9 protein-coding genes are annotated in these 9733 nt (G+C 46.0%); 6 read left to right on the forward strand and 3 right to left on the reverse strand.

The features are described 5' to 3' along the window. Positions 1–147: 147 nt before the first annotated feature. Positions 148–1272, reverse strand: a complete 1125-nt coding sequence (locus ABD892_RS19710) for a hypothetical protein (RefSeq protein WP_345197782.1) — start codon at positions 1270–1272, stop codon at positions 148–150. Positions 1273–1510: 238 nt separating this feature from the next. Continuing rightward, positions 1511–2650: a hypothetical protein gene (locus tag ABD892_RS19715; protein ID WP_345197784.1), complete on the reverse strand. Its 1140-nt coding sequence runs from the start codon at positions 2648–2650 to the stop codon at positions 1511–1513. 259 nt (positions 2651–2909) lie between these two features. Here ABD892_RS19715 and ABD892_RS19720 point away from each other — a divergent pair, with 259 nt between their 5' ends. From ABD892_RS19720 to ABD892_RS19735, 4 genes are all read left to right on the forward strand, one after another. Beyond that, positions 2910–3128 carry a hypothetical protein gene (locus tag ABD892_RS19720; RefSeq protein ID WP_345197785.1) on the forward strand — a complete coding sequence of 73 codons (219 nt, stop codon included), beginning with the start codon at positions 2910–2912 and terminating at the stop codon, positions 3126–3128. A gap of 48 nt (positions 3129–3176) precedes the next feature. Then, positions 3177–3518 carry a hypothetical protein gene (locus tag ABD892_RS19725; RefSeq protein ID WP_345197787.1) on the forward strand — a complete coding sequence of 114 codons (342 nt, stop codon included), beginning with the start codon at positions 3177–3179 and terminating at the stop codon, positions 3516–3518. A 230-nt stretch (positions 3519–3748) separates the two neighbouring features. Further along, a complete protein-coding gene (gene cuyB, locus ABD892_RS19730) occupies positions 3749–4447 on the forward strand; it encodes a cysteate racemase (protein WP_345197788.1) in 699 nt (232 codons plus the stop codon). A gap of 64 nt (positions 4448–4511) precedes the next feature. Continuing rightward, complete coding sequence (locus tag ABD892_RS19735; protein ID WP_345197789.1) at positions 4512–5426, forward strand: LysR substrate-binding domain-containing protein; 915 nt, start codon at positions 4512–4514, stop codon at positions 5424–5426. Between the two features lie 28 nt (positions 5427–5454). Here the strand turns inward: ABD892_RS19735 and ABD892_RS19740 are convergent, their stop codons facing one another. Next, positions 5455–5943, reverse strand: a complete 489-nt coding sequence (locus ABD892_RS19740) for a hypothetical protein (RefSeq protein WP_345197791.1) — start codon at positions 5941–5943, stop codon at positions 5455–5457. Positions 5944–6376: 433 nt separating this feature from the next. Between ABD892_RS19740 and ABD892_RS19745 the strand changes: the two genes are divergently transcribed. Together ABD892_RS19745 and ABD892_RS19750 are read left to right on the forward strand one after the other, a co-directional pair. Continuing rightward, a complete protein-coding gene (locus ABD892_RS19745) occupies positions 6377–7990 on the forward strand; it encodes an alkaline phosphatase (RefSeq protein ID WP_345197792.1) in 1614 nt (537 codons plus the stop codon). 381 nt (positions 7991–8371) lie between these two features. After that, positions 8372–9658: a hypothetical protein gene (locus ABD892_RS19750; RefSeq protein ID WP_345197793.1), complete on the forward strand. Its 1287-nt coding sequence runs from the start codon at positions 8372–8374 to the stop codon at positions 9656–9658. Positions 9659–9733: the final 75 nt, after the last annotated feature.

The raw sequence follows: 9733 nt of genomic DNA on the forward strand, positions 1-9733 counted from the left end.
TAGGTGCCTGTTCTAATAACGCTCTATGAAAAGCCTGTACTAAGAATCAATTTTTCAGTATGTGTGCATTAATGATTATGGATAGATGTTATTCGGTGAGAGTATTTTTTGGTTGTGATCTTGTTAAAGGATACTTAGTAGGCGCACTTATGGTACGGTTTGTTGTTGGATCCTTCTTTCATCTATACGGGGAAATCTAGCTCCCCAGGGAAATGGATCTATAAAAGGCTCTGTATCCCAGATAAGAGCTATCCAAAGGCACACAGTATTGATCGCACCAAAAAACAGTCCTACTGGAGCCAGGTAGGTTACAAAAGAGACTAATGAAAATGCGATTGCTCTTGGTAAAGAAGGGATGTATTCAAAGGGGGGATAGTTGCAAAAGACACAGCATCCATGGCATCGGCGCCTGCCCGAAATGGAGTTGATAGATTGTAGTTCTCGTTCTATTCGTCTTTGTGTATCAGAGAGTAATTCAATCTCATTTATAAGAGAGTTTTCCAGATTCAAATTTATATTTTCGGCCTGATAAGCGGTATATTGTTGGTCAAATACTACTGACAGAGCAGTAAGAGATACTTCATCCCGATTCCCTGTCATTGTTTCATTGAATATTTGTTCGGCATAATTGATATCTTCCTGGTTTAGATCAGGTATCAACAAATTACTGGTAAAATCTTTGACTTGTTTAATCTGTCTTTGAATCATACCTAATATATCTGACAGTTGATTGCTAGGCGGGGATTGAGTATTACGTGATTCTGAGAGTGAATTCTCTGAGTCTGTAGGAATGTTTATATTATGCCTCTGACACAGTTCGAGTAAACGTTCCTTCTGTTTATTTATGCGAACTAGTAAGCAATAGTAGAGCGCAGTTGATTGTTGGCGAAGATGTTCTCGCTGTGTAACTACAGAGCCCCTGTGATGTTTATGATAATGTTTGTAAAAATATACCGTATTCTCAAATGTGTAGCGTATAATACCTGCGATTGCGCCAATTGGAATTAATATAATGGCACCTACAATTGTCGCGGCTACTTTGAAAATAATGATAGTATATTTTGTTATGGATTTGTAAGTTTGATTTTCTTCTCTGAGCGGGTTTTCTGGGATTTTTGGTGTGGTATCGACAGTATGAATGCCACTATTTTTAGCGGTAGCGCCTAAATTTTGTTGTTGGGGTATTGTTGGTTGATCAGTTAAAGTGAAGCTGTTACTGACAGGGTTGAATCCTTGATTAATGCAGGGACTCTCTAAGTCTGACTTTTTCATACGAACCTCCCTTTTAATGTCAGACTCATTGTTTTATGAAAAGTTTTCTGGTATTTGTTTAATGTTATTAACTTTTTCTGTTTTTATAAAAAGTGTGTTTTTAATAAAATGATTTGTCCATATATAAATCGAATGGTAGGTAGATATTTACACATGGCAGGCGTGAAAATTCATCGCTCAGATAAATCGCTGTACACTTTTTGGTACCCGATACTGAGGCGTCATAATGTCAGGTTATTTATGCGACAGTAAGAACTGGTACCAGATAGGGGGTTTCTAATGGTGCACGAGCGCGGGTCCAACCGAGAGCTTCAACCGGATCACTATATATCCCTTCCATACCCTTATGTTCTGGAGTTGAGAAAGGAAAGCGGTGAGCCTCACCCGGGTGCCATGGGAAATAGTTGATTGGGCGACTTGTGCCCCAAATCAGTGATAGCACCATCTGGGCTGATCGGTAAACACCCATTGCGGGTGCCACAATGGGATAATAGGGTAATTTATGCAATGTAAACAGGAGTGATCGTAAAGAATACGGAAGCTGTTCTGCCGTTGGAGATACACTGTTGTCACAGCAATGGGGACAAATTTTATAGCGGTCAAATGCACTATAACGATTACTGAACCACCGATAGTAAACATTTATTTTAACTCGCAAACTTACCTTTCTGTTAGTTTCTACTGCGTTTTCAGTCGTTGCCGATTCAGCTGGGATTTTAGAAATTATTTGTAGTAATTCGTCTAGGGAATTGTGAAATGCGTTCAGTGATTCATTGAGTTCTGTATAGTTTTTGGGAAGCTGTTCTCTTACTCTCTGATTTCTGTGTAAGTCAATCATTAATGACTTTATTCTATTCATAATGTCATCAAGTGTTTTCTCGCAGTTTGCAATTTCTTCAGCCGTGTCTGCTGCTATTCTGGAGGGGAGGCATTTTTCTAGTTTGTTTTTTGTATATAAGCATGTGTCGAAAAATTCGATAATATAGTTATAATGATTCTGGAGTTGTTCACATATTCTGTTTTTTGCATAACGCGTTGCTTGTGGTCTGAATAACTGGGTTCCAGGGTGGTATTTTTTATAATGCTTATAACGGTTGATAAGGGTTTCGACATTGATTTTGATGTATGCAACAGGAATGCTGAGGATACATACAACGGGTAGAATAAGTATGGTTGCCACAGCTTTCAAAACGATAATAGTGTATTCTAATAATTTTTTTAAGATCGATTCATTGTTGCCGGTAGGTATCTCCGTAGGCCTGGCTTCATCATGGATTGAGAGCCTTCTGGCATTAGATGTTGTTGCTACTGACGGTTCGTTTTCCTCCATTATCCTAAATGGGCTTGAACCATCAGCTTGAATAGCAGAACTGGCCATGAATAATTAGACCTCTCATGTGATGGACTTAAGGTTTGAGGTTGGTTAGTTGTTTCCGTTATTAATTAGTGAAAACTATAACTTCCCATTTCTATGTTTGATTATTGGTGCCTAAAAAAGTTCCTGATTGTTTGGGATACAGAGCGACATGTATAGTTTTCTATATGGATATCGCATGTTAGTCTGATTAGGTGGACGGATTAATGGAATAGAGCGTGCGCATTGTTTTTATGGATTGAACGTGAAAAAGGACTTGATTATGCCACTATACCGTATTGAACCAATTAACCCCGCGGACAGCATTTGGCAGGATTATAAGAGCGACACTATCACTATTGAGGCGGATAATGAGCAACAGGCTCGATTTATGGCGGCAAATCGAATCGCCGGAGAAAAGTTAAAAGACAACCGGGGGCAGGCAATGCCCCTGCCGCCCTGCCTCGTGAAAGAGCAGACCCGATGTATTTGCATGGACTGACAGCATTTACAACTATCATAAAAAGACTGGCGGACAGGGAGTGTCATCATGACAGATAAACGGTTGTCATTTGCGATTATTATGGCAGGTTTTATGCTGTTTGGTTCTGAGGCAATGGCGCAATCGGAAGACCATTCCGGTGGCCAGCGCGTCACCAAAGAGCAATTGAAGAACATGACGCCTGAGCAGCGTCGAGCCTGGTGGCAAAGTCTTTCTCCGGAGCAGCGGGAAAAAATCAAGGAAAAGCGTCGGGCTAAGGGAGAGCATAAGGGGCATAACCATCCTCGCGGTAAAGCGGGAGACCATGATGGGCATGATCATGAACGTTCAGGCAGCCATAAGAAATACCCTAAAAAGCACGATGATCATGATCATGGGGATGATCATTAAAAGCCTCCGAAGCGGAATCCTATTGATCTAGCCCTTCCAACCTAACCTGCCTTCCTGGCAGGTTTATTCTATTTGAGTCCAGCCCATTACTCCCTGATTGCCGTTCCGGCATTGCCGTTTCTTTTTGGGCATTTCACACGATCAACCGGGCAGTGAATCATAGTGCCACCATTCATGGCACCGGACTCAGACTGGGTCTGCTGCGAATGCCTTGGCGGGAGAACAGGACAATGCTCGGTATTCTGGGAGGCATGGGGCCTCTGGCAACCATCGATTTCATGCAGAAAGTCGTTATGCGCTGCGGGGTAGGCTCTGACCAGGAGCACATGCCCATGCTGGTGCACAATGTCCCCCAGATTCCCGACCGCAGCGCCTGCATCCTGAAGGGCAGTGAAGATCCCTTCCCCGCCATGCTGGATGGCCTGCATCGGCTGGAAGAAAGTGGCGCCACCTGTGTGGTGATTCCCTGCAATACCGCCCATTTCTGGTTTGAACGTCTGCAGGCTGAGACCGCTATTACCATGATCAGCATCCTGGATTGCGTCATGGCTGAGATTCAGCAGCGAAACCTGACGCGCATTGGGGTTATGGCGACGTCAGCGACAGTAGCCGCGGGTTTATACCAGAGCCGGATTGAGGCAATAGGCGCTCAGACGCTGTTGCCGGATGAACTGGGGCAGGCTCGCATGATGGAGGCGATCTACGCGATCAAGGCCGGCCGCATGGTGGAAAGTAGCGCCATGATGGAAGCCATTTTTGCGGATTTACAGGATCAGGGCGCTGAATCGGTGATCCTGGGATGTACGGAGATTCCGGTCGGTCTGGCCCGCCTGGCGATGGAACAACCGGAAGCCTGCCTGGATGCCACGGCGTTGCTGGCGGATGCCTGCGTCCATTGGTATTACGATACTCCCGCATTGGCGGCCTGAGGATAGTCTGAAATACTTTGTCGCACCCATCTCCTCCTGTAACGGGCGTAAATTGAGTGACGGCATGAATCTCGAAACAAAATGGCTTGAGGATTTCCTGGCGCTGGCCGACCTGCGGAACTTCTCCCGTGCGGCCGCCCAGCGCAATGTGACGCAGCCAGCGTTCGGACGCCGCATCCGCTCACTGGAGCAGGCGACGGGCATTGAGCTCATTGACCGTGGCACCACACCGGTCAGCCTGACCCCGCAGGGACGCCTGTTCCGCACAACCGCCCGTAACCTGCTCCGGCAGATGGAGGAAGGCCTCAACCAGATTCATGGGTTGGATGAACCGGGTAGTCAGCCTATTGATTTTGCCGCTTCTCATTCCCTTTCACTCTCCCAGTTACCCAATCTGCTCGAACATATGAGCAAGTTTGATGTGGCAGCCCGTTGCCGGGTGGAAAGCATTGATATGGATCTGGCCGTGGAAGCCCTGCAGCAGGGACGTTGTGATTTCCTGCTGGGATTTGATATCGATGCCTTGATGCAACCGCCCTTTGCCAGTTTGCCTCTGGGTAAGACGTGGATGCGTCCTGTGTGCGCCAGTAATTCGAAGGGAAACCCCCTGTTTCAACTGGAAGCCGGACAGCCATTACCTTTGCTGCGTTACAGCCCGGGCTCGCATATGGGGCGTCGGGTAAATACCCTGCTGAAAAAAAGTGCGGATCGCCTGCAGTTTCGCCCGGTCATGGAATCGTCTCTGACAGATTTGCTGAAGGTAATGGCATTGCGAGGTAAAGGCATTGCCTGGTTGCCGGATTATGCGATCACGGACGAGTTACGTTGTGGGCAACTTCAGCCATTAGGCGGAGAAGAGTGGTGTATTGCCGTGGATGTGGTGTTGTACCGCAATGATGTCAGGCTGCATGCGGGGGCTGAACGATTCTGGTCATTACTGGCGAAACAGTGTGCTGTCGGTTGGTTGTTGCCCATGTGACCAGCAGCGTAGAGAGGACGCGTAACCTTTATGGTTGATTGCTTTGGGAATCATCCTGCCTGTCACGCTTGAGCCAGCGATCAGGGAATCGGGCGTTCAGGGCTTTCTGGAGCCGTGTATTGTAGAGATCCCGGAGGTTCCTGAGGTCATCTTCGTCCAGGTCACTGTCTGCCAGCCGGGTAAACAGGTCGCCAGGCGTTGCATCAAATCCGTGGTTGTCCGTGACAAAGGCAATATGCTCAATAATGAATGGCTTGGCGTGTTCAATGATGTTCTTCAGTTCTTCTTCCTGTTGTGCGAGCGTCAGACCATCCGCACGGGGTATCAGTAAAATCTTGTCATAACCTGGGCGACCAAAGAGGCGTCTGTGCCACTTGGCGACACCGGCGGCGACCAAAACCGCGTTGACCAGCGGCCGAATGACCTTCTTGCGTTTGTCGTGAGCATCCATCGCCCACGCAAGAAAATCCTTGTACTGCTTGACCAGTCCCCTGTTTTTCAGTCTGTCCCTGAGCATCGTAATGGACGTCCTTTCCAGTGTTTTTTCGGCACGTTTGTTTAGTCTAGACAATGAGTGGCCAATCAGTCGAAACCGCTTGGCCAGCGGGAATTCCCGGAGAAAATGTCATTGCATGGCAAGGTAATTGCTGTGGTTGTATTGAACGTTGCGGTCGTCCTTGATTATTGGCACTGGCCTTGAAGTCAAGGCGGTATGCCGTGTTAGGATTGCTCGCTATCTGCCCAGTGTCTTATGAAATACAACGCTTTTATAAAGCGTATATAGGACTAATGGACCAGCAGATACCTCCGCAGCCTTGGTTTTTTCTGTGATAAAAACGGGGGTGCTCAGCATCGGTGTTTTGTCATGGAACAGTCATCAAACTGACCGCGAGTGTTCATAAACGGACTTTACGATCAGCCACACGACATAAAACAACTAAAGACTGCTCATGAAAACACCATTCAAACGTTCCATCATTTTCGGCGTCTTATCGTCCGCCGTCCTTATGGCGGGATGCCAGTCGACCGATCAGCAGGTCGCGGCCGCCAAGTCAGACGTCAAGAATGTCATCATGATGATTGGTGACGGTATGGGGCCACAGCAAGTGGGCCTGTTGCAGGAATATTCCACTAACGCGCCGAGCTCCATCTACCAGGGGGAGCCGACCGGTATGGCGAAATTCATGGAGGCCGGTGTGTTGGGCATGTCTCAGCACAATCCGGCGTATCATATCGTTGTCGACTCAGCCAGTTCCGCCTCTCAGCTGGCGACGGGTGAGCCTTCACCGTCAGAGTCTATTGGCCTGGATGCCCTCGGTAACCCGGCTGAAACCGTACTGGAACGGGCTAAAAAAGCCGGCAAAGCCACCGGACTGGTGTCAGATACCCGTTTGACTCATGCGACACCGGCTTCCTTTGCGGCGCATCGCCCCCACCGCTCCCTGGAAAACCAGATTGCTGAAGATATGCTGGCCACAGAAGTGGATGTCATGCTCTCCGGCGGACTTCGTCACTGGATTCCGAAGAGCGTCAACGACAAAGGGGATTTATATCAGCAGCTGACTGAACGCACTGACGGCACGGTCAGGATCAAATCCAAGCGTAAAGACGACAAGAATCTGTTGCTTGATGCAGAAAATGCTGGCTACAAGGTAGCCCTGACGCGCAGTGAATTTGAAGCGGCTGGCAGTGGTAAACTCCTGGGCCTGTTTGCGTACTCCGGTATGGCGGATGGCATCCAGCATACGCATCACAAGAATGATCCCGAACGTACGGAACCGACTCTGAAGGAAATGACGGCCAAGGCACTGGATATCCTCTCCCAGGATCCCAACGGCTTTTTCCTGATGATCGAAGGCGGACGCATTGACTGGGCCGGCCACGATAACGATGCCGGTACCATGCTGCATGAAATGCTGAAGTTTGATGAAGCGATCGACTATGTCTACGACTGGGTGAAAGACCGTAACGATACGCTGGTTGTCATCACGGCTGACCATGAAACCGGTGGTTTTGGTTTCTCCTATACGCGAGCCAACATTCCTGCGCCGGAGTCGCTGAATGGTGAAGCCTTTGCAGAGCAGGCTTATAAGCCAAATTTCAACTTCGGCAGCTTTGATATTCTGGATCGACTGTACGATCAGAAAATGAGCTATCCGGATATGTTCTCAGCATTTTCCAAGACCGATAAAACCCCTGAAGATCTGGTGAGCATTGTTAACGCCAACAGTGAATTCAAAATCACAGTTGATCAGGCCAAAGACATTCTGGCCAGCGAGAATAATCCTTTCCGGGTGGCCGGTCACAAGTACCTGGATACTGACAAGTTCCCGAAAGTACGTGATTTCAGGGCATTCTATGTCTACGGCGAAGAGATTCGTCACGACCTGCTCGGTCGTGCGGTGGCGGAAGACCAGAATGTGATCTGGGGTACTGGTACCCATACCAGCACACCGGTACCGGTCATTGCCTTTGGACCGGAAGGTGCCGCTGAGCCGTTCGGCAAGATGGTACATCACACTGATATTGGCCGATTGACCAAGTCATTGATAGAAATACAGTAAAAACTATTTAATTACAGCTAGTAGTATTATGCGAATACTACTAGCTGTAATTGTAATGCTATAAATTAAACTGATTACCACCATTCTTCAGTTCTTTTGCGAGATTTCCAAGCACCACACGGGATAGATGGCGCATAAGTAGCTTCATGCTGACCCCTAAACTTTGAATCAGTTGCTCTATATCGCTAGTATGGCAAGGCTTTCAGAGCATTTGCTGCTACTGTGGCTGATGAATGGTGGTAATCAGGTAAATTAAAATACTTGGATTAACGGTATAAATATCATTTTTGCACAGTATTGATTTATATATTGGTTATGGATTCTCACGTTGAATGATCTCATCATCCCTCCTAGTCAATACTGGTATAAAGGATGGTTATAATGATGAAGGTTAGTCGTTCAGATACGAATGTGGCATGTTTAGGCGATCAAAACTTAATAAGTGATGCTGTAACAATTTATAAAAGCTGGCCTATATTGAAAAAAGAAGAGGTTTGTCGAAAAATAAACAGTAGTGAATGTCGGAGGGTGATAAAAAATGCATATAAGGAACAATGGCTTGGTAGGCGAAAGATAGGTTGTCCTGTTGATGTTTGTCGTAGACCTATTTATAAAGATGATACATTCAGAATATACACTTACCCACCTGTTTTAGTCGATGTGCGCTCAAATGAAATTCTTGTGGATTTTAGAGCGTTTGGTCTTGAGCTTATTAAAGGTGTTAGGCGATCCAAGGATGGAAATATTTTAAGGATCAGGTCTCATGAAAGATGTCATTTTTTTATCAGTGATGAGAGCAAATGGAAGCGTTATATAGGTATGGATACATGTCCGGATGAACTTTTTTCATCTTTATTTTATTGCAATCAGAATAAGAAAATTTCACTTTTACAGAGTGCATCAAATGAAATTCGAAAAGTGATGAATAAATGGAATAAGGATAGAGAGGCTTTCGAAGCACAGCGGTTTAGCCTGAAGGTTTATCAAGATAAAAAGCTTGTTGTAAATACGGAAAGTCAAGAGGTGATGTTAAATATTAATAGATATCCTATTGGTTGCATAACAGGCTATGTTTTTTCTCACGATGGAAGCTCTCTTTTAATTCAAGCGGATGGAAAACTCTCTCTTTTTGTGAAGTGGCCCTATGAGAATGGATGTGAATGTGGGATTTCTGATGAAGAGAGGGGGGAGTGCTGGAAGCCATACTTGAAAGGTATAAATTACTTGGGCTGTGACCGCGATACCCATTCTCAAGAGAGTGGATATGTTCACTATGATGGTGTGATAAACTTAGACACTATCAATAGTGGAATAACGCGGTTTTTTGCTGAAAATCTTCTTCATAAATCCTTGGCTTTTTGTGAACCACATACACCAACAACGACCACTTCCGATCAATGGTTTAATTTAATAAAGCTGTTATTGGAAAATGGTTCAAATCCTAATCAAGAATGTCAATATATTGGGCCTGACGATCCTGAAGAAGTTTTTTGTGTAGGTATGCTTCCAAACCTTATGACCCCACTTGGTACGGCGTTAATATACGCTGCTAATAAACCTACTTCAGGCACAAAATCGGCTCTTCATTTGTTGAAATTGTTATATAAATATGGAGCTCGATTGCCAATCGGATGTCAATCGGCTCAGCCTGCGTATAAGGATACCTGATTACCACCTAACATAAGCCATTCTCCCGTCTAAACTTACGACACTGGTTTTCCTTGGGTTAGGAGACGTGTCATG

Origin of the sequence: Kistimonas scapharcae (genome assembly GCF_039540975.1) — a bacterium.
GTDB classification, from domain to species: domain Bacteria; phylum Pseudomonadota; class Gammaproteobacteria; order Pseudomonadales; family Endozoicomonadaceae; genus Kistimonas; species Kistimonas scapharcae.